At 64.7% G+C, this 23,038-nt stretch carries 33 protein-coding genes; 3 read left to right on the forward strand and 30 right to left on the reverse strand.

Features of this window, described 5'->3' with window-relative positions; all coding sequences use genetic code 11:
* Nucleotides 1-10 precede the first annotated feature (10 nt).
* The gene (gene queG / locus KV697_RS08640) at nucleotides 11-1,060 is read left to right on the forward strand and encodes a tRNA epoxyqueuosine(34) reductase QueG (protein ID WP_219020930.1); all 1,050 of its coding nucleotides are present in this window, start codon (nucleotides 11-13) and stop codon (nucleotides 1,058-1,060) included.
* 183 nt (nucleotides 1,061-1,243) lie between these two features.
* Here the strand turns inward: queG and era are convergent, their stop codons facing one another.
* Nucleotides 1,244-2,140: a GTPase Era gene (gene era / locus KV697_RS08645; protein ID WP_219020931.1), complete on the reverse strand. Its 897-nt coding sequence runs from the start codon at nucleotides 2,138-2,140 to the stop codon at nucleotides 1,244-1,246.
* A gap of 138 nt (nucleotides 2,141-2,278) precedes the next feature.
* Between era and KV697_RS08650 the strand changes: the two genes are divergently transcribed.
* On the forward strand, nucleotides 2,279-2,500 hold the full coding sequence (locus KV697_RS08650; protein ID WP_056430721.1) for a hypothetical protein: 222 nt from the start codon (nucleotides 2,279-2,281) through the stop codon (nucleotides 2,498-2,500).
* A gap of 129 nt (nucleotides 2,501-2,629) precedes the next feature.
* Here the strand turns inward: KV697_RS08650 and rnc are convergent, their stop codons facing one another.
* Together rnc and lepB are read right to left on the reverse strand one after the other, a co-directional pair.
* Nucleotides 2,630-3,337, reverse strand: a complete 708-nt coding sequence (rnc, locus tag KV697_RS08655) for a ribonuclease III (protein ID WP_082442042.1) — start codon at nucleotides 3,335-3,337, stop codon at nucleotides 2,630-2,632.
* On the reverse strand, nucleotides 3,292-4,110 hold the full coding sequence (lepB, locus tag KV697_RS08660; protein ID WP_219021317.1) for a signal peptidase I: 819 nt from the start codon (nucleotides 4,108-4,110) through the stop codon (nucleotides 3,292-3,294). Before lepB ends, rnc begins: the two co-directional genes overlap by 46 nt.
* A gap of 126 nt (nucleotides 4,111-4,236) precedes the next feature.
* Between lepB and KV697_RS08665 the strand changes: the two genes are divergently transcribed.
* On the forward strand, nucleotides 4,237-4,842 hold the full coding sequence (locus KV697_RS08665; RefSeq protein ID WP_219020932.1) for a DedA family protein: 606 nt from the start codon (nucleotides 4,237-4,239) through the stop codon (nucleotides 4,840-4,842).
* A gap of 13 nt (nucleotides 4,843-4,855) precedes the next feature.
* Here KV697_RS08665 and KV697_RS08670 read toward each other — a convergent pair whose 3' ends face one another.
* The 27 genes from KV697_RS08670 to fusA all read right to left on the reverse strand — a co-directional run bounded on the left by KV697_RS08670 (nucleotide 4,856) and on the right by fusA (nucleotide 22,926).
* On the reverse strand, nucleotides 4,856-5,155 hold the full coding sequence (locus tag KV697_RS08670) for a hypothetical protein (RefSeq protein WP_219020933.1): 300 nt from the start codon (nucleotides 5,153-5,155) through the stop codon (nucleotides 4,856-4,858).
* A gap of 62 nt (nucleotides 5,156-5,217) precedes the next feature.
* Nucleotides 5,218-6,096, reverse strand: a complete 879-nt coding sequence (locus KV697_RS08675; RefSeq protein ID WP_219020934.1) for a tyrosine recombinase XerC — start codon at nucleotides 6,094-6,096, stop codon at nucleotides 5,218-5,220.
* Nucleotides 6,097-6,467: 371 nt separating this feature from the next.
* Nucleotides 6,468-7,115, reverse strand: a complete 648-nt coding sequence (locus tag KV697_RS08680) for an adenylate kinase (RefSeq protein WP_219021318.1) — start codon at nucleotides 7,113-7,115, stop codon at nucleotides 6,468-6,470.
* A 44-nt stretch (nucleotides 7,116-7,159) separates the two neighbouring features.
* On the reverse strand, nucleotides 7,160-8,524 hold the full coding sequence (secY, locus tag KV697_RS08685) for a preprotein translocase subunit SecY (protein ID WP_219020935.1): 1,365 nt from the start codon (nucleotides 8,522-8,524) through the stop codon (nucleotides 7,160-7,162).
* Nucleotides 8,525-8,682: 158 nt separating this feature from the next.
* A complete protein-coding gene (gene rplO, locus KV697_RS08690; RefSeq protein ID WP_219020936.1) occupies nucleotides 8,683-9,213 on the reverse strand; it encodes a 50S ribosomal protein L15 in 531 nt (176 codons plus the stop codon).
* Nucleotides 9,214-9,450: 237 nt separating this feature from the next.
* Nucleotides 9,451-9,627 carry a 50S ribosomal protein L30 gene (gene rpmD, locus KV697_RS08695; RefSeq protein ID WP_042491154.1) on the reverse strand — a complete coding sequence of 59 codons (177 nt, stop codon included), beginning with the start codon at nucleotides 9,625-9,627 and terminating at the stop codon, nucleotides 9,451-9,453.
* A 6-nt stretch (nucleotides 9,628-9,633) separates the two neighbouring features.
* Nucleotides 9,634-10,353, reverse strand: coding sequence for a 30S ribosomal protein S5 (rpsE, locus tag KV697_RS08700; RefSeq protein WP_082442022.1), 720 nt, complete (start codon nucleotides 10,351-10,353; stop codon nucleotides 9,634-9,636).
* Nucleotide 10,354: 1 nt separating this feature from the next.
* A complete protein-coding gene (gene rplR, locus KV697_RS08705) occupies nucleotides 10,355-10,711 on the reverse strand; it encodes a 50S ribosomal protein L18 (protein WP_056430739.1) in 357 nt (118 codons plus the stop codon).
* The gene (gene rplF / locus KV697_RS08710) at nucleotides 10,711-11,244 is read right to left on the reverse strand and encodes a 50S ribosomal protein L6 (RefSeq protein ID WP_042491159.1); all 534 of its coding nucleotides are present in this window, start codon (nucleotides 11,242-11,244) and stop codon (nucleotides 10,711-10,713) included. Before rplF ends, rplR begins: the two co-directional genes overlap by 1 nt.
* Entirely contained in the window at nucleotides 11,244-11,639 is a 396-nt protein-coding gene (gene rpsH / locus KV697_RS08715; RefSeq protein ID WP_042491163.1) for a 30S ribosomal protein S8, read from the reverse strand. The genes rplF and rpsH overlap by 1 nt, the downstream gene beginning before the upstream one ends.
* A gap of 12 nt (nucleotides 11,640-11,651) precedes the next feature.
* Nucleotides 11,652-11,957 (reverse strand): 30S ribosomal protein S14, encoded by a 306-nt coding sequence (gene rpsN / locus KV697_RS08720; RefSeq protein ID WP_042491166.1) that lies wholly within the window; start codon nucleotides 11,955-11,957, stop codon nucleotides 11,652-11,654.
* Nucleotides 11,958-12,014: 57 nt separating this feature from the next.
* Nucleotides 12,015-12,596, reverse strand: a complete 582-nt coding sequence (rplE, locus tag KV697_RS08725) for a 50S ribosomal protein L5 (protein WP_042491169.1) — start codon at nucleotides 12,594-12,596, stop codon at nucleotides 12,015-12,017.
* Nucleotides 12,589-12,906 carry a 50S ribosomal protein L24 gene (gene rplX, locus KV697_RS08730; RefSeq protein WP_007406132.1) on the reverse strand — a complete coding sequence of 106 codons (318 nt, stop codon included), beginning with the start codon at nucleotides 12,904-12,906 and terminating at the stop codon, nucleotides 12,589-12,591. The genes rplE and rplX overlap by 8 nt, the downstream gene beginning before the upstream one ends.
* A complete protein-coding gene (gene rplN, locus KV697_RS08735; RefSeq protein ID WP_007406105.1) occupies nucleotides 12,906-13,274 on the reverse strand; it encodes a 50S ribosomal protein L14 in 369 nt (122 codons plus the stop codon). The genes rplX and rplN overlap by 1 nt, the downstream gene beginning before the upstream one ends.
* A 234-nt stretch (nucleotides 13,275-13,508) precedes the next feature.
* Nucleotides 13,509-13,781, reverse strand: a complete 273-nt coding sequence (gene rpsQ / locus KV697_RS08740; protein ID WP_056430742.1) for a 30S ribosomal protein S17 — start codon at nucleotides 13,779-13,781, stop codon at nucleotides 13,509-13,511.
* A 12-nt stretch (nucleotides 13,782-13,793) separates the two neighbouring features.
* On the reverse strand, nucleotides 13,794-13,994 hold the full coding sequence (gene rpmC / locus KV697_RS08745) for a 50S ribosomal protein L29 (RefSeq protein WP_007406063.1): 201 nt from the start codon (nucleotides 13,992-13,994) through the stop codon (nucleotides 13,794-13,796).
* Nucleotides 13,994-14,428 (reverse strand): 50S ribosomal protein L16, encoded by a 435-nt coding sequence (gene rplP / locus KV697_RS08750; protein ID WP_007406071.1) that lies wholly within the window; start codon nucleotides 14,426-14,428, stop codon nucleotides 13,994-13,996. The genes rpmC and rplP overlap by 1 nt, the downstream gene beginning before the upstream one ends.
* A gap of 12 nt (nucleotides 14,429-14,440) precedes the next feature.
* A complete protein-coding gene (gene rpsC / locus KV697_RS08755; protein ID WP_056430744.1) occupies nucleotides 14,441-15,151 on the reverse strand; it encodes a 30S ribosomal protein S3 in 711 nt (236 codons plus the stop codon).
* Entirely contained in the window at nucleotides 15,151-15,528 is a 378-nt protein-coding gene (gene rplV, locus KV697_RS08760) for a 50S ribosomal protein L22 (RefSeq protein ID WP_042491177.1), read from the reverse strand. The genes rpsC and rplV overlap by 1 nt, the downstream gene beginning before the upstream one ends.
* A complete protein-coding gene (gene rpsS, locus KV697_RS08765) occupies nucleotides 15,528-15,806 on the reverse strand; it encodes a 30S ribosomal protein S19 (protein ID WP_037569384.1) in 279 nt (92 codons plus the stop codon). The genes rplV and rpsS overlap by 1 nt, the downstream gene beginning before the upstream one ends.
* 6 nt (nucleotides 15,807-15,812) lie before the next feature.
* Nucleotides 15,813-16,664, reverse strand: a complete 852-nt coding sequence (rplB, locus tag KV697_RS08770) for a 50S ribosomal protein L2 (RefSeq protein WP_042491179.1) — start codon at nucleotides 16,662-16,664, stop codon at nucleotides 15,813-15,815.
* Between the two features lie 4 nt (nucleotides 16,665-16,668).
* Nucleotides 16,669-16,980, reverse strand: a complete 312-nt coding sequence (locus tag KV697_RS08775) for a 50S ribosomal protein L23 (protein ID WP_058733094.1) — start codon at nucleotides 16,978-16,980, stop codon at nucleotides 16,669-16,671.
* On the reverse strand, nucleotides 16,973-17,599 hold the full coding sequence (gene rplD / locus KV697_RS08780; protein ID WP_056430747.1) for a 50S ribosomal protein L4: 627 nt from the start codon (nucleotides 17,597-17,599) through the stop codon (nucleotides 16,973-16,975). The genes KV697_RS08775 and rplD overlap by 8 nt, the downstream gene beginning before the upstream one ends.
* A 3-nt stretch (nucleotides 17,600-17,602) precedes the next feature.
* Complete coding sequence (rplC, locus tag KV697_RS08785; RefSeq protein ID WP_056430750.1) at nucleotides 17,603-18,337, reverse strand: 50S ribosomal protein L3; 735 nt, start codon at nucleotides 18,335-18,337, stop codon at nucleotides 17,603-17,605.
* 284 nt (nucleotides 18,338-18,621) lie between these two features.
* Complete coding sequence (gene rpsJ, locus KV697_RS08790; protein WP_007406109.1) at nucleotides 18,622-18,930, reverse strand: 30S ribosomal protein S10; 309 nt, start codon at nucleotides 18,928-18,930, stop codon at nucleotides 18,622-18,624.
* A gap of 594 nt (nucleotides 18,931-19,524) precedes the next feature.
* Nucleotides 19,525-20,718: an elongation factor Tu gene (gene tuf, locus KV697_RS08795; RefSeq protein ID WP_007406059.1), complete on the reverse strand. Its 1,194-nt coding sequence runs from the start codon at nucleotides 20,716-20,718 to the stop codon at nucleotides 19,525-19,527.
* Nucleotides 20,719-20,850: 132 nt separating this feature from the next.
* Nucleotides 20,851-22,926: an elongation factor G gene (gene fusA, locus KV697_RS08800; RefSeq protein ID WP_219020937.1), complete on the reverse strand. Its 2,076-nt coding sequence runs from the start codon at nucleotides 22,924-22,926 to the stop codon at nucleotides 20,851-20,853.
* Nucleotides 22,927-23,038 lie beyond the last annotated feature (112 nt).

The following is a 23,038-nucleotide window of genomic DNA, read 5'->3' on the forward strand; positions in this document are numbered from 1 at the left end:
GCGGGCGTATGTGGCGCAAGACAAGCTGGAAACCCGGATCAAGGCGAAGGCGGCCGAACTGGGCTTTGCCGCGATCGGCATCACCCATGCCGATGCCGCACCCAAGACGGTCGAGCGGCTACACCAATGGCTCGCCGAGGGACGCCACGGATCGATGATCTGGATGGCCGACCGCGCGCATCAGCGGCAGAGCCCCGCCAGCCTGTGGCCCGAGGTGAGGAGCATCATCTCGCTCGGCGTCAGCTATGCCCCCGCCGAAGACCCGATGCGGCTGGCGGATCAGGGGCGGATCGGCCGTATTTCGGTCTATGCGCAGGGGGCGGATTATCACGATGTCGTGAAGCGCCAGCTGAAGGCGCTCGGGCGCTGGCTGGCGCAGGAGGCGGCGTGCGACCTGAAGGTTTTCGTCGACACCGCCCCAGTGATGGAAAAGCCGCTGGCCGAAGCGGCGGGGCTGGGCTGGCAGGGCAAGCACACCAATCTGGTCAGCCGCGATCATGGCAGCTGGCTGTTCCTCGGCGCAATCTACACCACGCTGGCGCTGGAGCCGGATGCGGTGGCGCGCGACACCTGCGGGCGCTGCGACGCGTGCCAGCGGGCCTGCCCGACCGATGCTTTTCCGGCGCCGTACCAACTCGATGCGCGGCGCTGCATTTCCTATCTGACGATCGAACATGCCGGGCCGATCCCTGAGGAGTTCCGGGTCGCGATGGGCAACCGCATCTATGGCTGCGACGATTGTCTGGCGGTGTGCCCGTGGAACAAGTTCGCGGCGGCGGCGCAGGCGAACATGGCATTTCATCCGCGCGCCGAGCTGACCGCGCCGGAGCTGGGGGACTTGCTGTCGCTGGACGATGCCGCGTTCCGACAGGTGTTTTCAGGGTCGCCGATCAAGCGGATCGGGCGCAACCGGATGGTGCGCAACGCCGCGATCGCGGCGGGGAATAGCGGGGCGGCGGAGCTGGTGCCGGTGTTGCGGGGGTTGTTGGGGGATGATGACTCGGTGGTGGTCGAGGCGGTAGAGTGGGCTTTGGGGCGGCTTGGCGGGTCTATCGCCTAGCCCCCTGCCCTCCCCCATCCCCTCCCGCCTGCGGGAGGGGTGTGCCCAGCGGCACCTACGTGCGCTTCAACAAATCCTAACTTCGCGGTTTACGCTTAACGTTCGCCCAGCAACGCACCCCTCCCGCAGGCGGGAGGGGATGGGGGAGGGCAAAGGTGTCTCACCGAGCCCCAACCCCAAAAATCAGTCCACCCAGTCCAACCCGATATCCTTGTAGACCGAACGATCCTCGTCCCAGCCCGGCTTGACCTTCACATGCAGGTACAGGTGCACCTTCTGCCCGAGCAGCTCGGACAGCTGCGCCCGTGACCGTGCGCCGATTTCCTTGATCCGCGCGCCGTTCTTGCCCAGCACAATGGCGCGCTGGGTCGGGCGTTCGACCAGGATCTGCTGGTGGATCTCGACCGATCCGTCCTCGCGCTCCTTATAGGCCTCGGTTTCGACCGCGCTGGCGTAAGGCAGTTCGGCGTGAAGCTGGAGATAGAGCTGCTCGCGCGTCACCTCGGCGGCCAGCGCGCGCTCGGTCGCGTCTGAGACCTGATCCTCGGGGTAGTGCCACGGCCCCTCGGGCATCAGCGAGGCCAGCCGGGTCTTAAGCTGGGGCAAGCCATCCCCCGTCTGCGCCGAGATGAACCAGGTCTCGTCGAACTTCACGACCTCGTTCAGCTTTTCCGCATGGGTCAGCAGCCGCGCCTTGTCGGCGATGTCGACCTTGTTGAGGATCAGGTGCTTCGGCTCGGGCCGGTGGGCGATCGACTCGGCGATGGCATGGATCTTGGGGCCGATGCCGCCCTTGCCGTCGACGACCAGCGCCAGGATGTCGGCGCCCTCCGCGCCTTCCCAGGCGGCGGCGACCATCGCGCGGTCCAGGCGGCGCTTCGGCTCGAAGATGCCGGGCGTGTCGACCAGCAGGATCTGCGCCTCCCCCTCGATCGCGACGCCGAGCAGCTTGGCACGAGTCGTCTGCGCCTTGGGGCTGACGATCGCGACCTTCTGGCCGACCAGGGCATTGACGAGGGTGGATTTGCCGGCATTGGGCGCGCCGACGACGGCCACGAGGCCGCAACGTTGTTCAGTCATGACAGCCAGCGGTACAGGTCCCGCCCCCTTCCCGCAACGGTCCGCCCACATGGAGAGAATGTAATGGTCGGATCACGGAACGGCCACCGCCCCGCGCGCATTTTTCCGGCCACGATTTCGCGTGATAGGAGAGACGTTATGAAGACCCTTCTCACCGCCCTGTCGGCCGCCGCGCTGTTGACCGTCGCCGGCCCCGCCTCGGCCAAGGGTTGCCTGAAGGGCGCAGCCGTGGGCGGCGTCGGCGGGCATTTCGTCGGCAAGGGCCATGCGGTGCTGGGGGCCGCCGCGGGCTGCGCCATCGGCCATCACCGGGCGAAGGTGCAGGCCAAGAAGGAAGCGGCGGCCGCCAAGGGGCGGTGACTCCGGTGACTGGGCGAGGTCGGGGCGTAGCCTTCGACTTCGCTCAGGTTGAACGGCTGTTGTAAATGACAGTCAAAGGGCGAAACCTCCGTTCCGCCTGAGCGAAGTCGAAGGCCACGCCCCCCCTTCTCAAGCCTTCAACTTCGCCAGCATCGCCTTCGCGGCCGCCGTCTCGGCTTCCTGCTTGTTGGCCCCCGTCGCCGTCACTTCCGCGGTGCGGCCGATCCGCACCGCGACAGTGAAACGCGGCGCATGGTGCGGCCCCGAACGGTCGACCACCACATATTCGGGCGCCTTGCGATTATGCGCGGCCGCCCATTCCTGAAGCGCCGACTTCGGATGCTGCGGGGCTTTCCCCTGCGAATGCACCCGGTCGCCCCACGCCTTGCGGATGAAGGCGCGCGCCGCTTCGAGCCCCGCCTCGCGATACCAGGCGCCGATCAGTGCTTCCATCACGTCGCCCAGCACATTGTCGCTATCCGAGGCGCCGTCGTCGCGCGCCTGCTTGCCCAGCCGCAGATGCTCGCGCACGCCCAGGTCGCGCGCGACATCGGCGCAGACCGCGCCCGTCACCAACGAGTTGAGACGGCGCGACAACTGCCCCTCGGGCTCGGCGGGGAACTGCTCCCACAGCCATTCGGCCATGATCAGCCCCAGCACCCGGTCGCCCAGAAACTCCAGCCGCTCGTAATTCTCGGCGGCCTGGCTGCCATGGGTCAACGCGCGGTGGAAGGGAGTCGCATCGCTCGGCGCGCGACCCAGTATCCCGGCGAGCCAGTCATCGACGGCGCTCAAAACCCTTCTCCGATCCGGTTCCAGCGCGCGGCCGACACCCAGGTCCAGGGCTTGATCCATTCGGCCGAGCCGTCGGTCGAGAAGAAGGTCACGGCGGCGCGGCCCTCCAGCCGGTTCATCGGGATCATGCCCATGCCGCGCGGCGGGGCAAAACGGCTATCCGCCGAGTCGTCGCGATTGTCGCCCATCAGGAAGACGTGATCGGCAGGCACGGTATAGATGCCGGTATCGTCGGCCTCGGGGAAATTGCCCTGGTCGAGCACGTCATAGCTCTTGCCGTTCGGCAGCGTCTCGCGGAACCGGGGATAGCGGCACACCGGCTGGCCGGAGACGGTGTCTAGGAACGGCCCGCACTTGTTCGCGTCGAAATTGGGGGTCAGTGGCAGGATGAAGTCGGCGATCCGCTGCTTCGGGATGGCGCGCCCGTTCAGGATGACCTGACCATTCGTCACTTGGATCGTGTCGCCGGGCAGGCCGATCACCCGCTTGATGACGTCATGGTCGTCCGGCTCGGGCGAGCGGAACACCACCACATCGCCGCGTGCCGGGTCGCGCCCCAGGATACGGCCGGGCAGCAGCGGCAGGCCGAAGGGGAAAGACCAGCGCGAATAGCCGTAATTCCACTTGGTCACGAACAGATAGTCGCCGATCAGCAGACGCGGCAGCATCGATTCCGACGGGATCACGAAGGACGTGACGATCAGGCTGCGCAGGATGAAGACGAACAGCGCCAGCTTCAGGAAGAAACGCAACGTGTCCTTCGTCTCCGACTTCTCCGGCGACGTTTCAGGTGATTTTTGCGGGGTGTCGGCCATCGCGTCGGGTTCGCGCAAGCCGCCCCCGTCGTCAAGTGTCGCCAGCGGGCGGCCCGGCCTCTTTCCCTCCCCTCTGGGCAGCTTTAGGGGAACCGCCCTTCTCTTCATCGGTACATCCCTTCACCCATGACCGATTTCATCCTCAACCTCATCGCCTGGGGCGGCTATTTCGGTATCTTCCTGCTGATGGCGCTGGAAAATATCGTGCCGCCCATCCCATCCGAGGTCATTATGGGCCTGGGCGGCATGGCGGTCGCGCGCGGCGACATGGCGATGGTCCCGCTGATCCTGTGGGGTACGGCAGGCACGACAATCGGCAATTACGCCTGGTACGCGGTCGGCCGATATATCGGCTATGAGCGGTTCCGCCCCTTCGTTGACAAATATGGCCGCTGGCTGACGATGGAGTGGCGCGATGTCGAGCGGTTGCACCTGTTCTTCGTGCGGCATGGCGGATGGGTGGTGTTCGTCTTCCGCTTCATGCCCGCCTTTCGCACGATGATCTCGCTTCCCGCCGGGATCACGCGGATGCCGCTGGCCAAGTTCCTGATCTGGACCTTTGCGGGTAGCACGATCTGGAACGCGATCCTCGCCTATGCGGGCCTGTGGCTGGGTGCCAATTTCGAGGCGATCAACCGCTATGTCGGCCCCGCCGCGATCGCGATGACCGTGCTGATGGTCGGCGGCTATCTCTGGCGCGTCTTCACTTGGAAGCCGCGCAGCGAACGATAGGCAGGCCCGGCGTCTAGTTGGCCTCGGAGGCGCCGCTCTCGGCTGGCCGCGCTTTCATGAAGAGCCACGCCATCACCATAATGCTTGTCGCCATGGCGGCCGTCCAGAGCCAAAATGGCGGGCCATCGGACAAGCGGATCCGCATGACCATGTAGACGGTCAGGATCGGAAAGGTGATTATAAAACCTTGCCACCGCGACATGATCAGCGGCGCGCCACAGCCCGAGCAAGCAAAGACCTTTCCGATGCCGGACTGGGTTTGCCGGAACGGCACTCGGGTGCCGCAATGGGGGCATGTCGGACCCAATGCCATGAAGACGCTCCAAATCCCGCCGCCTAGAGAGTATCAGGCCATGACGACCAATTCGTCAATCGTCATGCCCGTGGATGTGCGGTACGATAGATGTCGAGCAGATGCGCGGCGTCGACCGCCGTATAGATCTGCGTCGAGCTGAGGCTGGCATGGCCCAGCAGTTCCTGTAGCTGGCGCAAATCCGCCCCCCGCCCCAGCAGATGCGTGGCGAAGCTGTGGCGAAGCGCATGTGGCGTCGTCCGTCCGCTCAGCCCCAATCGCTCGCGCGCGCCCTGCACCGCGCGGCGAATGATCGCGGGCGATAGCGGCCCGCCCTTCGCCCCCCGGAACAGCGGCTCGCCGGGGGTGAGCGGATAGGGCGTCTGGCGAACATAGTCCTCGATCGCGGTCCGCAGCTCGGGAAGCAGCGGCACCATCCGCGTCTTGCCGCGCTTGCCCAACACGCGAAGCGTTTCCCCCAGGGGAAGGATGTCGGCAGACAGCGCCATGGCCTCGCCGATGCGCAAGCCAGCGCCGTAGAGCAGCAGCAACACTGCCCAGTCCCGCGCCGCGATCCACGGCTCGGCGGCGTTCTCCGCCATGTCCTCGCCCAGCGCCATGATGTCGGCGGGGGACTGCGGGCGCGGAATGCTACGCTTGCGGCGTGGGCCTTTGAGAGGGGGCGGCTCTACCCCGGCCCAGTGGAGGAAGGTCCGTACCGCCGATAATTCCCGCGCGGTCGAGGCGGCGGTCAGCCCCTCCCCGCGACGCGCGGCCAGGAACGCGCGCAGGTCTGCCGCCGTGACGCGGGCCAGGGTCGCCCCGTCCACGGCCTCACCCCAATGCGCAGACAGGAACCCGCAGAGCCGTTCCGCCGTCGCGACATAGGCGCGCACCGTATGGTCGGAGCGGCGTAGGTCGACCGTCAGGTGGCGGTAATAATCGGCGATCAGCGCGGTCATGGGGCGGGTTTAGCCCAACACCGAACCCGATTGAACCATTCCCGCCCTCCGTTCAGCCTGAGCGAAGTCGAAGGCTACGCTGCGACCTTCGTCTAAAGCCTGCGGCACCGAATTCCCTTGGCCTTCGACTTCGCTCAGGCTGAACGGAGGTGAGGATAGGCCGGCTTCACCTCTTGCCGCTCCCCTCCCGCAGGCGGGAGGGGATGGGGGAGGGCCACGGTGTCTCACCGAGCGCTCGGCTTGTGGCCCTCGCCCCTCCCCAATTCCTCCCCCTGCCGGGAGAGGGGCTTTGCGTACGGCTCCGCGCCCACCCGGAACGAAAAGAGGCGCTTCCTTTCGGAAACGCCTCTCTTCAAACACTCTGGTTCGGATCAGCGATCGAGGATCGCATCGATCCCCGCCCCGACCGCATCCATCACCGCCATGCCATCGACCCGCGTCACGATGCCGCGCGCTTCATAGATCGGCAGGATCGGCGCGGTCTTGGCGCGATATTCGGCCATACGCGTCCGCACCGTCTCGGCATTGTCGTCGGGGCGACGCTTGAACTCGGTCGAACCGCAGACGTCGCAGACGCCCTCGACTTGGGTCGGCTTGAAGCTGTCGTGATAACCCGCCCCGCACGATGCGCAGGTGAAGCGGCCGGTGATGCGCTCGACCAGCGCGTCCTCGTCGACCGCCAGCTCGATGACGTGATCGAGCGACTTGCCGCGCTCGGCAAGCAGCACGTCCAGTGCCTCCGCCTGCGCTTCGGTCCGGGGATAGCCGTCGAAGATCGCGCCGCCTTCCGCCTCAGCGGCGTCCAGCCGCTCGCCGATCAGGGCCGAGACGATCGCGTCCGACACCAGTTCGCCCGCGTCCATCACCGCCTTGGCCTGAAGGCCGACGGGGGTGCCCGCCTTGACCGCTGCGCGCAGCATGTCGCCGGTCGACAGCTGCACCATGCCGCGATTGGCCACCAGCCGCTGCGCCTGGGTTCCCTTGCCCGCGCCCGGCGGCCCCAGCAGGATGATGTTCACGCCCACGTCAATCTCCCCTCTTTACCCTGGCGATCCGCCCGCGCTCAGCGCAGGCGGCCACCCTTCAGCTTCGCCTTCTTGATCAAATCGCCATATTGATGCGCGAGCAGATGGCTCTGAATCTGCGTCACCGTATCCATGGTCACGTTGACGACGATCAACAGGCTGGTGCCACCCAGATAGAAGGGGATCTGCAGTGCCGAGACCAGATATTCCGGCAACAGACAGATGATCGTCAGATAGGCCGCACCGATCACGGTCACGCGGGTCAGCACGTAATCGAGATAATTCTCGGTATTCTTGCCCGGACGGATGCCGGGGATAAAGCCGCCATAGCGCTTCAGATTGTCCGCCGTCTCCTCCGGGTTGAAGACAACCGCCGTGTAGAAGAACGAGAAGAAGATGATGCCGGCACCATAGAGCAGCATGTACACGGGGCTGCCGTGCTGCAGATACTGGTTCAGGCTGATGATGAAGTCGCCCCAGCGGCTCTCACCCGCGACGCGCTGGCCCGCGAATTGCGAGATGGTCAGCGGCATCAGGAGCAGCGACGACGCGAAGATCGGAGGGATCACGCCCGCGGTGTTGATCTTCAGCGGCAGGTGGCTGCGGTCGGCCTGCATGCCCCGCTGCGTCGCGCGCTTCGGGTATTGGATCAGGATGCGGCGCTGGGCGCGCTCCATGAAGCAGATGAACAGGACGAGCACGACGACCGCGACGATGATGCCGATCAGGCGAACCGGATCGATGCTGCCGGTACGACCGCCTTCGAGCAGGTTGACCAGCGTCGTCGGCAGATGCGCGACGATGCCCGCCATAATGATCAGCGACACGCCGTTGCCGATACCGCGGCTGGTGATCTGCTCACCCAGCCACATCAGGAACATCGTACCGCCGATCAGCGAGATGACCGCCGCGATGCGGAAGGTCATGCCCGGCTCGATCACCGCCTGGATGCCCTGGCTGGCGCCCAGCGTCTCGAGGCCCACGGCGATGAAATAGCCCTGGATCGCGGTCAGCAACACCGTACCGTAGCGGGTATACTGGTTCAGCTTCTTGCGGCCGCTCTCGCCTTCCTTCTTGATGGCGGCGAGCTGCGGCGACAGCGAGGTCGCGAGCTGCACGACGATCGACGCCGTGATGTACGGCATCACGCCGAGCGCGATCAGCGACATGCGGCTGAGCGAACCGCCCGAAAAGGTGTTGAAGAAGTCGAGCACGCCGCCCGTGGTCTTCTGGCTCAGCAGGCCCAGCGCGGTCGGGTCGACACCCGGCAGCGGAACATAGCTGAGCAGGCGGAAGACGATCAGCGCGCCGATGGTGAACCACAGCCGCTTCTTGAGGTCGGTGGCCTTGGCGAATTTCGCCAGGCTGATGCTTTGCGCCATCTGGTCGGCTGCGGATGCCATAGCTGTTGCGTTATCCTGGAAACGAAAAACGGCGGGATGCGTTTTGAACCGCCCCGCCGCTCATATAGGCGCGAAGACGCGCTTGTCTAACCCGGATGCAAAATCCGCCGCTGTCTTCATGGGGCAAAGCCCTTCGACAGCGGCGGATCTTATCCGGTTCAGGCCTTGGCGGCGAGCTTCGCGGCGCGGGTCTGGCCCTTCTTCGCGGCAGCCTTTTCGGCGGCGGGCACGACGTGCGGCACGTCGACCGAACCACCGATCTTCTCGACGGCTTCACGCGCCGAAGCCGACACGCCCTGCACAACGAACGACAGCTTGGTAGTCAGCTCGCCCTTGGCCAGCAGACGCACGCCGTCCTTGCCGCCACGCGCCAGGCCAGCGGCCTTCAGCGCGGCGTGATCGATCGTGCCGTCGGTCTTCAGCTTGCCCGAGTCGATCGCCTTCTGGATCGCGCCCAGGTTCACCTCGGCATAGTCCTTGGCGAAGATGTTGTTGAAGCCACGCTTCGGCAGACGCATGTGGAGCGGCATCTGACCGCCCTCGAAGCCCGCGATGGACACGCCCTCACGGCTCTTCTGACCCTTGACGCCGCGACCACCGGTCTTGCCCTTGCCCGAACCGATACCGCGACCGACGCGGATCTTGGACTTGCGGGCACCCTGGTTGTCGAAAAGTTCGTTCAGCTTCATGATTTGCACTCGCTTTCGCTTGTTTCGCGCATGGCCGTGATGGTTGAGAATCGCGGCCGCTGGATAAAAGGAAGGGGGCCGCATAGCCCCCTTCCCCGTATTTGTCACTGTTCAATGTGACGGATTTGAGACCGGGACTGTTCCCAACCACCGTTCAGCCTGAGCGAAGTCGAAGGCCAAGGGCCTGCATCTCGACTTCGCTCGATGCGAACGGGGCGGAAGTAATCCCGTCTGGCCTCAGTCCACCACCTGAACCATGTGCTGCACCTTGCGGATCATGCCGCGGACTTCAGGGCTGTCCTGAAGCTCGGAGACCTTGTGCATCTTGTTCAGGCCCAGGCCGACGAGGGTCGCGCGCTGGTCCTTGGTGCGGCGGATCGGCGAACCGGTCTGCTTGATCTTGATGGTAGCCATGGTCGCTTACTCCACGACGGCCGCGGCTTCCGCCTCGGCAGTCTGCTGGGTGGCACCGTGACCGCGACCCAGCAGGTCGGCGATCTTCTTGCCACGACGCTGCGCCACCGACTTGGGCGAGGTCTGCTCGCCCAGCGCCTCGAAGGTGGCACGGATCATGTTGTACGGGTTCGACGTCCCGACCGACTTCGTCACCACGTCGGCAACACCGAGCGATTCGAAGATGGCGCGCATCGGACCACCGGCGATGATGCCGGTACCCTGAGGCGCCGAACGCACCGTCACGCGGCCCGCACCGAAATGGCCATTGCCATCATGATGCAACGTGCGACCGTCCTTCAGCGGAACGCGGACCATCGCCTTCTTGGCGGCAGCCGTCGCCTTCGAGATGGCTTCCGGCACTTCGCGCGCCTTGCCATGACCGAAGCCCGCACGTCCCTTGCCGTCGCCGACCACGACGAGCGCGGCGAAGCCGAAACGCTTACCGCCCTTTACGGTCTTCGAGACGCGGTTGATGTGGACGAGCTTTTCGATCAGCTCTTCGCCCTGCTCCTCAGGTCCACCGCGACGGTCGTCGCGACGACCACGGTTGCCGTCACGGCCGCCACGGCCGCGGTCACCACCGCCCGGACCACGGCCACGGCCGCCCCGGGGACCACGACCCTGGGTCGCGTCCTGCGCGGCGCCTTCGGCACCGGCAACGGCCACGTTGTTCTCGTCAGCCATATTAGAACTCCAATCCCGCTTCGCGTGCCGCCTCGGCCAGCGCCTTGACGCGACCGTGGAACAGGAAGCCGCCACGGTCGAAAACGACCTGCGTGACGCCGGCGGCCTTGGCCATTTCGGCCACGCGCTTGCCGACTTCGGTCGCCGCTGCGACGTTCGCGCCCGACTGGCCGCGTGCGTCCTTCTCCAGCGTCGAGGCCGAAGCCACGGTACGACCTGCCTCGTCGTCGATCACCTGGGCATAGATGTGCTTGCCCGAGCGATGCACCGACAGGCGCGGACGAGTGCCCGCACGCGCACGCAGCGCGGTACGGTTGCGCCGACGGCGCTTCTCGAAAAGAGAGAGACCCTTGGTCATTACTTCTTCTTCCCTTCCTTGCGGAAGATGAACTCGCCGTCGTACTTGATGCCCTTGCCCTTATACGGCTCGGGCTTGCGCCAGCGGCGGATCTCGGCGGCCAGCTGGCCGACCTTCTGCTTGTCCGCACCGCTGATTTCGACGGTGGTGGCGTCCGGCGTCTTCACCTCGAGGCCTTCCGGCACGTCGATGTTGACGTCGTGGCTGTAGCCGAGCTGCAGCTTCAGGGTCTTGCCCTGCGCGGCGGCGCGGTAGCCGACGCCGGTGATGACCAGCTTCTTCGAGAAGCCTGCGGTCACGCCGGTGACGAGGTTCTGCACCATGGTGCGCTGCATGCCCCAGAACGCGCGGGCGCGCTTCGTGGCGTTGGCAGGCTGCACCGCGATGGCGTCCGCCTGGACGTCATAGGTGATCTCGTCGGCGAGCGGCATGGAGAGGGTGCCCTTGGGACCCTTCACGCTCAGCACCTTGTCGGCGATGGTCGCGGTGACGCCGGCCGGAACCGGGACCGCCTTCTTACCGATGCGGCTCATCAGAACACCTCCGCCAGGACTTCGCCACCGACGTTCTGCTCACGCGCTTCGGCGTCCGACAGAACGCCACGCGGCGTCGACACGATGGTGATGCCCAGGCCGTTGCGAACGCGGGGAAGGTCCTGCGCGCCCGAATAGATACGGCGGCCGGGCTTCGACACGCGCGCGACATGCTTGATCGCGGGCTGGCCTTCGAAATACTTCAGCTCGATGCGGATGCCGGCCGCGGGGCCCATCTGCTCTTCGCTGTAGCCACGGATATAGCCCTCGCGCTGAAGCACGTCGAGCACGCGGACGCGCAGCTTCGACGCAGGCGTCAGGACGGAGTCCTTGCGCGCACGCTGGCCGTTGCGGATGCGGGTGAGCAAGTCACCCAGGGGATCGGTCACTGCCATCTCAAATGGTCCTTACCAGCTCGACTTGGTGACGCCGGGGATCTGGCCCTTGTTGGCCAGTTCACGCAGCATGACGCGAGCGAGACGGAACTTGCGGTAATACGCACGCGGGCGACCGGTGATCTCGCAACGGTTGCGGATACGGGTCGGATTGCCGTTGCGGGGGATCTCGGCCATCTTGAGGCGCGCGATCAGACGCTCGGTCTCATCGAGGCTCTGGTCGTTCGCGATCGCCTTCAGCTTCGCGTACTTGCCCGCATACTTCTTGACGAGAGCGCGACGCTTCTCGTTCTTATTGATTGAACTCAGTTTCGCCATGGACTTAAGCTCTTTCTGTAAGGACCCCCTCCCCGGCGTGGAGAGGGGGCAGTCCGGTTACGCCGCCTTCTTCTCGTCGGCAGCGTCTTCCTTGGGGAACGGGAAGCCGAACAGACGGAGCAGCTCGCGCGCTTCGTCGTCGGTCTTCGCCGAGGTGGTCACGATCACATCCATGCCGCGCACCTTGTCGATGCGGTCATAGTTGATTTCGGGGAAGATGATCTGTTCCTTGATGCCGCAGGCATAGTTGCCGCGACCGTCGAAGGACTTCGGGTTCAGGCCGCGGAAGTCGCGAACGCGCGGCAGCGCGATCGTGATGAAGCGGTCCAGGAACTCGTACATGCGCTCACGACGCAGCGTGACCTTCACACCGATCGGCATGCCTTCACGCAGCTTGAACTGCGCGATCGACTTCTTCGCCTTGGTGATGACGGGCTTCTGACCCGCGATCAACTCCATCTCGGAGGCGGCCTGGTCGACGCGCTTCTTGTCCTGCGTCGCTTCGCCCACGCCCATGTTGAGCACGATCTTTTCGATCCGGGGGATCTCGTTGACGTTCTTGTAACCGAACTTGTCGGTCATTGCCTTGACGATGCTATCATCATAGATAGCCTTCATGCGGGGCTTGTAATCAGCCATCGATCTTCTCCCCGGTCTTGACGGCCACGCGGACCTTCTTGCCATCCTGCGTCTCGAAACGGACGCGGGTCGGCTTGCCATCGGCGGTCACGTGCGCAACCTTCGAGATGTGCAGCGGAGCAGCGGTGCGCTCCAGGCCACCCTGCGGGTTCGCCTGGGTCGGCTTGCGGTGACGGGTGGCGATGTTGACGCCGTCCACGACGACCTTGCCGTCCTTCGGCATCGCCAGCGACACGGTGCCGGTCTTGCCCTTGTCCTTGCCGGACAGGACGATGACCTTGTCACCCTTCTTGATGCGTGCAGCGGCCATTACAAAACCTCCGGCGCCAGCGAGATGATCTTCATGTGCTTCTTACCGCGAAGCTCACGCACGACCGGGCCGAAGATACGGGTGCCGATCGGCTCCTCGTTCTTGTTGACCAGCACGGCGGCGTTACCGTCGAAACGGATCACCGAACCGTCGGCGCGACGGATGTCCTTGGCGGTACGCACGATCACCGCGCGGTGAACGTCGCCCTTCTTCACGCGGCCACGCGGCTGCGCTTCCTTGACGCTGACGACGATGATGTCGCCGACCGATGCCGTACGGCGCTTCGAGCCGCCCAGCACCTTGATGCACTGCACCCGCTTCGCGCCGCTGTTGTCAGCGACGTCGAGATTGGACTGCATCTGGATCATGGATCCGCTTCCTTCTCTCTTCTGGGGGAGGATACCGACCCTACCCCGCCTTAAAAAACGACCCCCGGCGCGGGTGTCCGCGCCAGGGGGAGAGGCCCCATAGCCACTCCTGGCTCGAAAGGCAAGCGAGTCGCCCCGCGGCTTTCGACCAATCCGCTCTTTGCCCCGAAGGGCACCCTCAAATCCGAACCCCGCCCCTCCGATCCGGAGGGACGGGGCCCGAAGTCAAAGGGTTCAGCCCTCGGCCGAGGCCCGTTCCGGCGTCATGTGGGTATCGACCCGCTCGACGACCTTCCAGGTCTTCAGCTTCGAGATCGGGGCGGTCTCTTCGATCCGCACCGTCTCACCGGCCTTGTACTCGTTCGCCTCGTCATGGGCGTGGTACTTCTTCGACCGACGGATGATCTTGCCGTAGAGGGGGTGCTTAACCTTCCGCTCCACATTGACGACGACCGTCTTGTCGGTCTTGTCCGAGACAATCACCCCGGTCAGCACGCGCTTCGGCATGTGTCTCGGTCCTTACTTGGCAGCCGCAGCGGTGCGCTGCGCCTGGATGGTCTTGATCCGCGCGATGTCGCGACGGACTTCCTTGACCCGGCTGGGCTTTTCGAGCTGGCTCGTGGCCGCCTGGAAGCGCAGGTTGAACTGCTCACGCTTCAGGTTGCCCAGCGCCTCGACGAGCTGGTCGTCGCTCTGGCCGGTATATTCAGTCTTGGCCATTACTCGCCTCCGAGGTGCGAGGTGTCGCCCAGACGGGCAACGACCTTGGTCTTGATGGGCAGCTTCATCGCCGCGCGCTCGAATGCCTCGGCGGCCAGCGGGCCGTCGACACCGTCGAGTTCGAACAGGATGCGACCCGGCTTCACGCGGGCGGCCCAGAATTCCGGCGAACCCTTACCCGAGCCCATGCGGACTTCGGCAGGCTTCGACGAGACGGGAACGTCCGGGAAGATGCGGATCCAGAGACGACCCTGGCGCTTGATGTGACGGGTGATCGCGCGGCGAGCCGCCTCGATCTGGCGAGCCGTGATACGCTCCGGCTCCATGGCCTTCAGGCCATAGGAACCGAAGTTCAGGCTGGTGCCGCCCTTCGCATCGCCGTGGATGCGGCCCTTGAAGGCCTTGCGGAACTTGGTGCGCTTTGGTTGCAGCATGTTCTTTGATCCTTAGCGGCGATGATCGTCGCGCGCCGGGCGCACGCCGGAGGTCTGAGCCTCCATCATCAGCCGGTCCTGCGCCATGGGGTCATGGCCCAGGATCTCGCCCTTGAAGATCCACACCTTCACGCCGCACACGCCATAAGCGGTGTGCGCCTGCGCTTCGGCATAGTCGACGTTCGCACGCAGCGTGTGCAGCGGAACGCGGCCTTCACGATACCATTCGGTACGCGCGATTTCCGCGCCGCCCAGACGGCCGCCGCAGGTGATACGGATGCCTTCGGCGCCCAGACGGAGCGCGGACTGCACCGCACGCTTCATGGCGCGGCGGAACGCGATACGGCGCTCCAGCTGGTCGGCCACGCCCTGGGCGACGAGCTTGGCGTCGATCTCGGGCTTGCGGATTTCGACGATGTTCAGCGACACGTCGGACGAGGTCATCGAACCCAGCTTCTTGCGAAGCTTTTCGATGTCGGCGCCCTTCTTGCCGATGATCACGCCCGGACGCGCCGCGAAGATCGAGATGCGGCACAGCTTGGCCGGACGCTCGATGACGACCTTCGAGATCGCGGCCTGCGGCAGCGTCTTCATGATGAACTGGCGGATCTTCAGATCCTCCAGCAGCAGGCGGCCATAGTCATGGCCTTCGGCGAACCAGCGGCTGTCCCAGGTACGGTTGATCTGGAGACGCAGGCCGATCGGATTGCTCTTCTGACCCATTATGCTTCTTCCTGCTCGCGGACGACGATGCGGAGCCGCGAAAACGGCTTCAGGATGCGGGTGGACTTGCCACGGCCGCGCGTCGCGAAACGCTTCATGGTGATCGACTTGCCGACCGACGCCTCGGCGACGACGAGCGAGTCGACGTCGAGGTTGTGGTTGTTCTCGGCATTGGCAATCGCGGAGGCCAGGATCTTGCGCGCGTCGACAGCCATCGCCTTCGTAGAGAAGGCGAGGATGTTCATCGCGTCGCCGACCTTCTTGCCGCGGATGAGCGCCGCGACCAGGTTCAGCTTCTGCGCCGAACCACGGATCTGCGTGCCGACCGACAGCGCTTCCTTGTCACCGACCTTGCGGGGGGATGCGGGCTTCGACATCAGCGCTTACCCTTCTTGTCGGCAGCGTGGCCGGGGAAGTAGCGCGTGGGCGCAAATTCACCGAGCTTCATGCCGACCATGTCCTCGTTCACCGAGACGGGAACGAACTTGCGACCGTTGTAGACGTTGAAGGTCAGACCGACGAACGACGGCAGGATGGTCGAGCGACGCGACCAGGTCTTGATCGGACCTGCGCGGTTGCCAGCATCCTGAGCCACTTCGGCCTTCTTCAGGAGATGGAGGTCCACGAAAGGACCCTTCCAAACGGAACGAGCCATTGCGTGTTAGCCCTTCTTCTTGGCGTGACGGCTACGGATGATCATCTTGTCCGTCGCCTTGTTGTGACGAGTGCGCGCACCCTTCGTCGGCTTGCCCCACGGGGTGACCGGATGACGGCCGCCCGAGGTCCGGCCTTCACCACCGCCGTGCGGGTGGTCGACCGGGTTCTTCGCAACACCGCGGGTCAGCGGGCGATGGCCCTTCCAACGGTTGCGACCAGCCTTCGCCAGGTTGGTGTTGCCGTTGTCGGGGTTCGACACCGCGCCGACGGTCGCCATGCAGTTCGCATGGATGTAGCGCTGCTCGCCCGAGTTCAGACGGACGATGACCATGCCCTTGTCGCGGCCCACGACCTGCACATAGGTGCCGGCCGAACGTGCGATCTGACCGCCCTTGCCGGGCTTCATCTCGACGTTGTGGACGATCGTGCCGACCGGCATCTGGCCCAGTTCCATGGCGTTGCCCGGCTTCACGTCGGTCTTCTTGCCCGCGATCACCTTGTCGCCGACAGCCAGACGCTGGGGCGCGATGATGTAGGACTGGTCAACCTTGCCGGCTTCGTCGGTGCCATAGTTGATGAGCGCGATAAAGGCGGTGCGGTTGGGATCATATTCGATCCGCTCCACGGTGCCCTCGACGTCCCACTGGCGACGCTTGAAGTCGATGAAGCGATAGCGCTGCTTGTGGCCGCCCGCGATACCGCGGCTGGTCACATGGCCCTTGTTGTTGCGGCCGCCGGTCTTGCGCTTACCTTCGGTGAGCGCCTTGACGGGCGCGCCCTTCCAGAGCGCCGAGCGGTCGACGAGGATCAGGCCGCGGCGGGCCGGGCTCGTCGGGTTATAGTGCTTGAGTGCCATCGCCTCAGATCCCCGTCGTCACGTCAATGGACTGACCGTCCTTGAGGGTGACGATCGCCTTCTTCATGTCGGAACGCTGATAGGGAGCACCCTTCCAACGCTTCGTCTTGCCCTTCTGGACGATCGTGTTCACGCCGGTGACGGTCACGTCGAACAGAGCCTCGACAGCCGCCTTGATCTCGGGCTTGGAAGCGCCCGAAGCGACCTTGAACACCACGGCGTTGTGCTCGCTGAGGAGCGTCGCCTTCTCGGTGATGTGCGGCGCAACGATCACGTCGTAATGACGCGGATCGACCGCCTTTTGCTGCTTAGCCATGGAAACGGGCCTCCAGCTTTTCGACAGCCGAGCGCGTCAGCACCAGGGTGTCATGCTTCAGAATGTCGTAGACATTGGCGCCAGCGGCCGGAAGGACGTTGATTTCCTTCAGGTTGCCTGCGGCCAGTGCGAACGACGTCTCGACGGCGTCGCCATCGATGACCAGCGCGGTCTTGCCGAAGCCGAGCTTCGCCAGATCACCCTGCAGCGTCTTCGTCTTGTTACCGGCAACCGCCAGATCGTTCATCACGATCAGCGAACCCGCCTTGGCATGGCTCGACAGCGCCATCTTCAGACCCAGGGCGCGAACCTTCTTGTTCAGACCCGGGTTGAAGTCGCGGACGCGGGCGCCGTGCGCCTTACCACCGCCGATGAAGACGGGGGCCCGACGATCGCCGTGACGAGCGACACCGCCGCCCTTCTGGCGACCGAGCTTCTTGCCCGAGCGGGCGACATCGGCGCGCTCACGGGTGCCACGCGCGGTGGCGCGACGCTTTTCCAGCTGCCAGGTCACAACGCGGTGCAGGATGTCGGCGCGCGGATCGAGGCCGAAGACCTCGTCGTTGAGCTCGATGTCCGCGGCGTCGGTGCCGGCGAAGGATTGAACCTTGACCTTCACGACTTAGCCCTCCTGGCTCTCGGTGGCTTCCGGAGCAGGCTCGGCAGAAGCGTTGTTGTTGGCGGCCGCCTTGATGCTGGCGGGGAACGGGGCGTCCGCGTGGCGCGAGACCTTGACCGCGTCCTTGACGATCAGCCAGCCACCCTTCGAGCCGGGCACCGAGCCCTTGACGAAGATCAGGCCGCGCTCGACGTCGGTCGACACGATTTCGAGGTTCTGCTGCGTGCGGTTCTTGTCGCCCATGTGGCCGGCCATCTTCTTGTTCTTGAAGACGCGGCCCGGATCCTGACGGTTACCGGTCGAACCATGCGAACGGTGCGAGACCGAGACGCCGTGGGTCGCGCGCAGACCACCGAAGTTCCAGCGCTTCATCGCACCGGCAAAGCCCTTACCCTGGGTACGACCCTGGATATCGACATACTGGCCGGGGACGAAATGGTCAGCGGAGATTTCCGCGCCGACGTCCAGCAGGCCGTCTTCGTTCACGCGGAACTCGACCAGCACCTGCTTGGGCTCGACTTCGGCCTTGCCGAAGTGGCCACGCTGCGGCTTGGCAACATTCTTGGTCTTGGCGACACCTGCACCAAGCTGGACGGCGGTGTAGCCGTCACGATCCATCTCGCGGCGAGCGACGACCTGTACGCCTTCAAGCGCCAGGACGGTGACCGGCACGTGCCGACCATCGTCCTGGAACAGGCGGGTCATCCCCAGCTTCTTCGCGATCACGCCGGTACGCATGATCCTGTTCCTTCCTCGACAGAGGCCCCCAAGAACCATTCAAGGGGGGCATATCCAGCCCGATTAAAGCGAAACGAGCCCCCGTCCCGGGCTGGCGACCGGCAAGCCGGTCAGACGGGGGACGCTGCCCCGGCACCATCTCGCTTGCGCGAAACCACCGGGCGGTATCCCTAAAGAGTGCCGGATCGCGGGAGCGACCTCGGCGCGTTTCCTGGTAGCTTCAGAACCGGGAAACGCCAAAATCCCGTGGGACGGAATCGTCGACCACGGGAACGCTGACCCTCTTACGCCAGCTTGATCTCGACATCAACACCTGCCGCGAGGTCGAGCTTCATCAGCGCATCGACGGTCTGCGGGGTCGGCTGCACGATGTCCAGCATCCGCTTGTAGGTGCGGACCTCGAACTGCTCGCGCGACTTCTTGTCGATGTGCGGACCACGGTTGACCGTGAACTTCTCGATGCGCGTCGGAAGCGGGATCGGACCGCGGATGAGAGCGCCGGTGCGGCGCGCGGTGTCGGCGATGTCGCCAGTGGCCTGATCGAGCACGCGATGGTCGAACGCCTTCAGACGAATGCGGATATTGCTGTCCATGATCCCTACCGATGCGAAAGAGCGGGCTTTCCGGTTGCGATCACGATGAAGGGCGAGCGCGATCGGTCTGTCCGACCAGGCACTCGACCGTCCGCCGTGAAGGCGACCTTGGGCCGAAACAAACTCTGGGTTACGGCAGCGGCGGCGAACCACCCCTGCCCTCACTAAAAGCAAAAGGCCGACTCCGGTGTTTCCGGTGCCAGCCGATTCCCTCAAGGCGTGTGCCTATACGCATATGGGCCTGGGGCCGCAAGGGGTGGTGATGGGTTTTTGTTGGAAGGGATGGAACCCGCCGCGAAACGCCCCGAATCCCGCCCGCCGTTCAGCCTGAGCGAAGTCGAAGGCCACGCAAGACGGTGACAGCGAGGGCGTCCACTTCGACTTCGCTCAGTGCGAACGGAGGTGGGGAACAAGCCGCCCTCACCCTTCCCACCCGCTCACGCGGGCGGGCCCCTTCCCTCTCCCGCCGGGAGAGGGAGGGAGGCGCTTTAGCGCCGGAAGGGTGAGGGCAGCCGAACATCCACAAACGAAAAAGGCCGACCCCGTCGCCGGGGCCGGCCCTTTCCTGAGCAGTTTCAGGCTCTCGCCCGAGACTTACTTGTCGATCGAGCTGACGACGCCGGCGCCGACGGTACGACCGCCTTCGCGGATCGTGAAGCGCTGACCGATGTCCATCGCGATCGGAGCGATCAGCTTCACGCCCAGAGCGACGTTGTCGCCCGGCATGACCATCTCGGTGCCCTCAGGCAGCTCGACGGTGCCGGTGACGTCGGTCGTGCGGAAGTAGAACTGCGGACGGTAGTTCGCGAAGAACGGGGTGTGACGACCGCCTTCTTCCTTCGACAGGACGTACACTTCCGACTGGAAGTCGGTGTGCGGGGTGATCGAGCCCGGCTTGGCCAGAACCTGACCACGCTCGACTTCGTCACGGGCAACGCCACGGATCAGCGCGCCGATGTTGTCGCCAGCCTGGCCCGAGTCGAGCAGCTTGCGGAACATTTCGACGCCGGTGACGGTGGTCTTGCGGGTGTCGTTGATACCGACGATCTCGACTTCTTCACCAACCTTGATGATGCCGGTTTCGACACGGCCGGTGACGACGGTGCCGCGACCCGAGATCGAGAACACGTCTTCGATCGGCATCATGAACGGCTTGTCGAGCGGACGCTCCGGCTGCGGGATGTATTCGTCGACCTGCTTCATCAGCTCGAGAACGGCATCCTTACCGAACTTGTCGTTCGAACCCGACAGAGCGCAGGTCGCCGAACCCTTGACGACGGGGATGTCGTCGCCCGGGAATTCGTACGAGCTCAGCAGCTCGCGGATTTCCAGCTCGACCAGCTCGAGGATTTCCTCGTCGTCGACCAGGTCGACCTTGTTCATGAACACGACCATCGCGGGCACGCCGACCTGGCGGGCGAGCAGGATGTGCTCGCGGGTCTGCGGCATCGGGCCGTCGGTCGACGAAACGACGAGGATCGCGCCGTCCATCTGCGCCGCGCCGGTGATCATGTTCTTCACATAGTCGGCGTGGCCCGGGCAGTCGACGTGCGCATAGTGGCGCGCTTCGGTCTCATACTCGACGTGGGCGGTCGAGATGGTGATGCCGCGCTCACGCTCTTCCGGGGCCTTGTCGATGTTCGCGAAGTCCACCGCCGCGTTGCCGGCGACGTTGTCGGCCAGAACCTTGGTGATCGCTGCGGTCAGCGAGGTCTTGCCGTGGTCGACGTGGCCGATGGTGCCGATGTTGAGGTGCGGCTTGTTCCGCTCGAATTTTGCCTTTGCCATTTTCCTACCTTCTGAATCGAATTCGGTGCCGCATCCGAGGCCACGCGAACGCGGCCCCATAGCGGGTGTTGGAAGCGATTGCCAGCCCCTAGCGTGTCCGCGCCTTCGGTTGCCCGGAGGCGCGGGAGACGCTTAGGCCATCTTCGCCTTGACCTCGTCCGCAACGTTCTGCGGCACTTCGTCATAGTGCGAGAACTGCATCGAGTACTGCGCACGGCCCTGGGTGAACGAGCGGAGCGCGTTCACATAGCCGAACATGTTCGCCAGCGGGACCATCGCCTCGACCGTCTGCGCGTTGCCGCGCGTGTCGGTGCCCTGGATCTGGCCACGACGGCTGTTCATGTCGCCGATGACGTCGCCCAGATAGTCTTCCGGGGTCACGACTTCGACCTTCATGACCGGCTCGAGCAGCGTGATGCCCGACTTCTGAGCCGCTTCGCGCATCGCGCCGCGGGCACAGATTTCGAACGCCAGCGCCGACGAGTCGACGTCGTGGTACGCGCCGTCATACAGCAGGACTTCGAAGTCGATGATCGGGAAGCCGACCAGCGAACCGGTTTCCGCGGTTTCACGGAAGCCCTTCTCGATCGCGGGGATATATTCCTTCGGAATGTTACCGCCCTTGATCTCGTCCTTGAAGACGAAGCCCGAACCACGCTCGCCGGGGGTCAGCTTGACCTTGACGCGGCCGAACTGGCCGGTGCCGCCCGACTGCTTCTTGTGCGTGTAGTCGATGTCGACCGGCTTCTTGAGGTATTCGCGATACGCCACCTGCGGCGCACCGACATTCGCCTCGACCTTGAACTCGCGCTTCATGCGGTCGACCAGGATCTCGAGATGGAGCTCGCCCATGCCCTTGATGATGGTCTGACCCGACTCGGCGTCCGAGGTCACGCGGAACGAGGGGTCCTCGCGAGCGAGACGATTGAGCGCGACGCCCATCTTCTCCTGGTCGGCCTTGGTCTTCGGCTCCACCGACAGCTCGATCACGGGCTCGGGGAATTCCATGCGCTCGAGGATGATCGGGGCGTTCTGCGCGCAGAGCGTGTCACCGGTCGTGGTGTCCTTGAGGCCTGCCAGAGCGACGATGTCGCCGGCATAGGCTTCCTGGATGTCCTCACGGCTGTTCGCATGCATCAGCAGCATGCGGCCGATCTTTTCCTTCTTGTCCTTGACCGAGTTCAGGACCTGCGACGAGGTCTCGAGCTTGCCCGAATAGATGCGGGCGAAGGTCAGCGAACCGACGAACGGGTCGTTCATGATCTTGAACGCCAGCGCCGAGAAGGGCTCGGTGTCCGACGAAGGACGCTCGTCCGGCGTCTCGCCGTCGAGCTTCACGCCCTTGATGGCCGGAACGTCGAGCGGCGAAGGCAGATAGTCGATGACCGCGTCAAGCAGGGGCTGCACGCCCTTGTTCTTGAACGCCGAGCCGCAGACGACCGGAACGAACGCCATCTCGAGCGTACCCTTGCGGATCAGCTTCTTGAGGTCGGCGACCGACGGCTCGTTGCCCTCGAGATACGCTTCCATCATGGCGTCGTCCTGCTCGACGGCCATTTCGATCAGGTCGCTGCGATACTTCGCGGCCTTCTCGGCCATGTCGGCCGGGATGTCCTGATATTCGAACTTCGCGCCCAGCGACTCTTCGAGCCAGATGATCGCGCGGTTCTCGACCAGGTCGACGAGACCCTTGAAGCCGCCCTCGATGCCGATCGGCAGATACAGGACTGCCGGACGCGCGCCCAGGCGCTCGATGATCGAGTTCACGCAGAAATAGAAGTCGGCGCCGGTGCGGTCGAGCTTGTTGACGAAGCACATGCGCGGCACGCCGTACTTGTCGGCCTGACGCCACACGGTTTCCGACTGCGGCTCAACACCCGCCACGCCGTCGAAGCAGGCGACCGCGCCGTCGAGCACGCGGAGCGAACGCTCCACTTCGATCGTGAAGTCGACGTGCCCGGGGGTGTCGATGATGTTGATGCGGTTGTCGTTCCAGAAACAGGTCGTCGCGGCCGACGTGATCGTGATGCCGCGCTCCTGCTCCTGCTCCATCCAGTCCATGGTGGCGGTGCCTTCGTGCACTTCGCCGATCTTGTAGGACTTGCCGGTGTAATAAAGAATGCGCTCGGTCGTGGTCGTCTTGCCGGCATCGATGTGCGCCATGATGCCGATGTTGCGATACTTCTCGAGCGGATGGCTGCGGGCCATGATCGATCTTCCTCAAGCGTAGGGGGGAGCCGGTTGGCCCGGCTCCCCCTTATATAGGCTGTTTGCGTGACCAGCGGAAGACCGCCGGCACCGCACCCTGAAAAGGTTGCGG

Source organism: Sphingomonas sanguinis, assembly GCF_019297835.1.
Taxonomy (GTDB): domain Bacteria; phylum Pseudomonadota; class Alphaproteobacteria; order Sphingomonadales; family Sphingomonadaceae; genus Sphingomonas; species Sphingomonas sanguinis_D.

Bases quoted from the DNA above. Each gene is read 5' to 3' on its own strand.
- rplF (WP_042491159.1), bottom strand. From the start codon at position 11,244: ATGAGCCGCATCGGTAAGAAGGCGGTCCCGGTTCCGGCCGGCGTCACC.
- KV697_RS08665 (WP_219020932.1), top strand. From the start codon at position 4,237: ATGACCGATTTCATCCTCAACCTCATCGCCTGGGGCGGCTATTTCGGT.
- rplE (WP_042491169.1), bottom strand. From the start codon at position 12,596: ATGGCTGATTACAAGCCCCGCATGAAGGCTATCTATGATGATAGCATC.
- tuf (WP_007406059.1), bottom strand. From the start codon at position 20,718: ATGGCAAAGGCAAAATTCGAGCGGAACAAGCCGCACCTCAACATCGGC.
- rplX (WP_007406132.1), bottom strand. From the start codon at position 12,906: ATGGCCGCTGCACGCATCAAGAAGGGTGACAAGGTCATCGTCCTGTCC.
- rpsJ (WP_007406109.1), bottom strand. From the start codon at position 18,930: ATGGACAGCAATATCCGCATTCGTCTGAAGGCGTTCGACCATCGCGTG.
- rpsS (WP_037569384.1), bottom strand. From the start codon at position 15,806: ATGGCTCGTTCCGTTTGGAAGGGTCCTTTCGTGGACCTCCATCTCCTG.
- rplR (WP_056430739.1), bottom strand. From the start codon at position 10,711: ATGACCAAGGGTCTCTCTCTTTTCGAGAAGCGCCGTCGGCGCAACCGT.
- fusA (WP_219020937.1), bottom strand. From the start codon at position 22,926: ATGGCCCGCAGCCATCCGCTCGAGAAGTATCGCAACATCGGCATCATG.
- rplP (WP_007406071.1), bottom strand. From the start codon at position 14,428: ATGCTGCAACCAAAGCGCACCAAGTTCCGCAAGGCCTTCAAGGGCCGC.
- rplO (WP_219020936.1), bottom strand. From the start codon at position 9,213: ATGAAGCTGAACGAACTTTTCGACAACCAGGGTGCCCGCAAGTCCAAG.
- rpsC (WP_056430744.1), bottom strand. From the start codon at position 15,151: ATGGGTCAGAAGAGCAATCCGATCGGCCTGCGTCTCCAGATCAACCGT.
- rplV (WP_042491177.1), bottom strand. From the start codon at position 15,528: ATGTCGAAGCCCGCATCCCCCCGCAAGGTCGGTGACAAGGAAGCGCTG.
- rpsN (WP_042491166.1), bottom strand. From the start codon at position 11,957: ATGGCGAAACTGAGTTCAATCAATAAGAACGAGAAGCGTCGCGCTCTC.
- era (WP_219020931.1), bottom strand. From the start codon at position 2,140: ATGACTGAACAACGTTGCGGCCTCGTGGCCGTCGTCGGCGCGCCCAAT.
- rpmC (WP_007406063.1), bottom strand. From the start codon at position 13,994: ATGGCCAAGACTGAATATACCGGCCAGAGCGACGACCAGCTCGTCGAG.
- rplB (WP_042491179.1), bottom strand. From the start codon at position 16,664: ATGGCACTCAAGCACTATAACCCGACGAGCCCGGCCCGCCGCGGCCTG.
- rpsE (WP_082442022.1), bottom strand. From the start codon at position 10,353: ATGGCTGACGAGAACAACGTGGCCGTTGCCGGTGCCGAAGGCGCCGCG.
- lepB (WP_219021317.1), bottom strand. From the start codon at position 4,110: ATGGCCGACACCCCGCAAAAATCACCTGAAACGTCGCCGGAGAAGTCG.
- KV697_RS08670 (WP_219020933.1), bottom strand. From the start codon at position 5,155: ATGGCATTGGGTCCGACATGCCCCCATTGCGGCACCCGAGTGCCGTTC.
- rpsQ (WP_056430742.1), bottom strand. From the start codon at position 13,781: ATGCCGAAGCGCGTGCTGACCGGGGTGATTGTCTCGGACAAGACCGAC.
- rplN (WP_007406105.1), bottom strand. From the start codon at position 13,274: ATGATCCAGATGCAGTCCAATCTCGACGTCGCTGACAACAGCGGCGCG.
- KV697_RS08675 (WP_219020934.1), bottom strand. From the start codon at position 6,096: ATGACCGCGCTGATCGCCGATTATTACCGCCACCTGACGGTCGACCTA.
- rpmD (WP_042491154.1), bottom strand. From the start codon at position 9,627: ATGGCTACCATCAAGATCAAGCAGACCGGTTCGCCGATCCGCCGCACC.
- KV697_RS08775 (WP_058733094.1), bottom strand. From the start codon at position 16,980: ATGGCTAAGCAGCAAAAGGCGGTCGATCCGCGTCATTACGACGTGATC.
- secY (WP_219020935.1), bottom strand. From the start codon at position 8,524: ATGGCATCCGCAGCCGACCAGATGGCGCAAAGCATCAGCCTGGCGAAA.
- KV697_RS08650 (WP_056430721.1), top strand. From the start codon at position 2,279: ATGAAGACCCTTCTCACCGCCCTGTCGGCCGCCGCGCTGTTGACCGTC.
- rpsH (WP_042491163.1), bottom strand. From the start codon at position 11,639: ATGGCAGTGACCGATCCCCTGGGTGACTTGCTCACCCGCATCCGCAAC.
- rplC (WP_056430750.1), bottom strand. From the start codon at position 18,337: ATGCGTACCGGCGTGATCGCGAAGAAGCTGGGGATGACCCGCCTGTTC.